The 898-nt window shown below is 29.5% G+C and carries 1 protein-coding gene; it reads right to left on the minus strand.

What is annotated here, in order from left to right; translation table 11 throughout:
• Window positions 1-199 precede the first annotated feature (199 nt).
• Window positions 200-817 carry a DUF47 domain-containing protein gene (locus V7056_RS12955; RefSeq protein WP_499702533.1) on the minus strand — a complete coding sequence of 206 codons (618 nt, stop codon included), beginning with the start codon at window positions 815-817 and terminating at the stop codon, window positions 200-202.
• Window positions 818-898 lie beyond the last annotated feature (81 nt).

The following is an 898-nucleotide window of genomic DNA, read 5'->3' on the forward strand; positions in this document are numbered from 1 at the left end:
TGGCTGCTTTTTTATTTAAGTAATTGGCAGTATAGTTTAAGTGAAAAGATTCGCAAGTTAGGTCTTGTTTTTATATTTGAAAATCTTAATTCATCAGCATTTTTCTATTATCAGACAAATTTTTAACGAAAGGGATAATATATTTTACCATTTTTAGAGAAGTAGTAGCATAATCTCAGGAGTAGATGATAATCGACTCCTAAGCATTCTTCATGATAATGCTTTCTAAAGTGTTAGCTACATGCTGGCAATAGTCGGCAATGTTTTCAAGTTCTTCATAGATTTCTTTATACTGAATAATACGAATAGGGTCTTTTTCTGAAGCAAATAGTTGCTTAATGGATTCACGTAAAATTGCATCACACTTTGATTCTATATCTTTAATTTTAATAGCATGCTCCCTCATGTTAACTAATTTTTTTGTTGCCAATAAGTCAACAGCTGCAACAATTTCTCCTGCACATGTTCGAAGATTTTCAACAAACTGAAGCATATAATTATCAGCATTTATAATTGAATACATTTCAAAGAGTGCAGCTGTGTGCTCCAATCCATCTAAAACATCATCCATCCTCAATGTAAGTGATAGGATATCTTCTCGCTCAATGGAAGTAATGAAAGCATTATGTAAATCTTTAATAACTACATGAACCAAAGAATCCCCTTTTGATTCATAATCCTTCATTTTCTCAGAAAAAATCTTTAGATCACTAACATTATATAGTTTATAGTCGGCGAAATAATTAGCACTTTCTTTTAGATTTAAAGAAATATTACTTAAATAATCTACAAATTTGTCCTTTTTTCTTAAAGCCATGTTTTATTACCTCCAAAATGTCAAATAAGATTAAATATCAAGAGTGAATGATATAAACTTAATATTTCCTTTTACTCCAAT

It is taken from the genome of Bacillus sp. JJ664 (assembly GCF_036962205.1).
GTDB lineage: Bacteria > Bacillota > Bacilli > Bacillales > Bacillaceae_G > Gottfriedia.

What these genes read in the sequence shown, in the direction of transcription:
- V7056_RS12955 (WP_499702533.1), bottom strand. Translation starts at nt 817, where the DNA reads ATGGCTTTAAGAAAAAAGGACAAATTTGTAGATTATTTAAGTAATATT.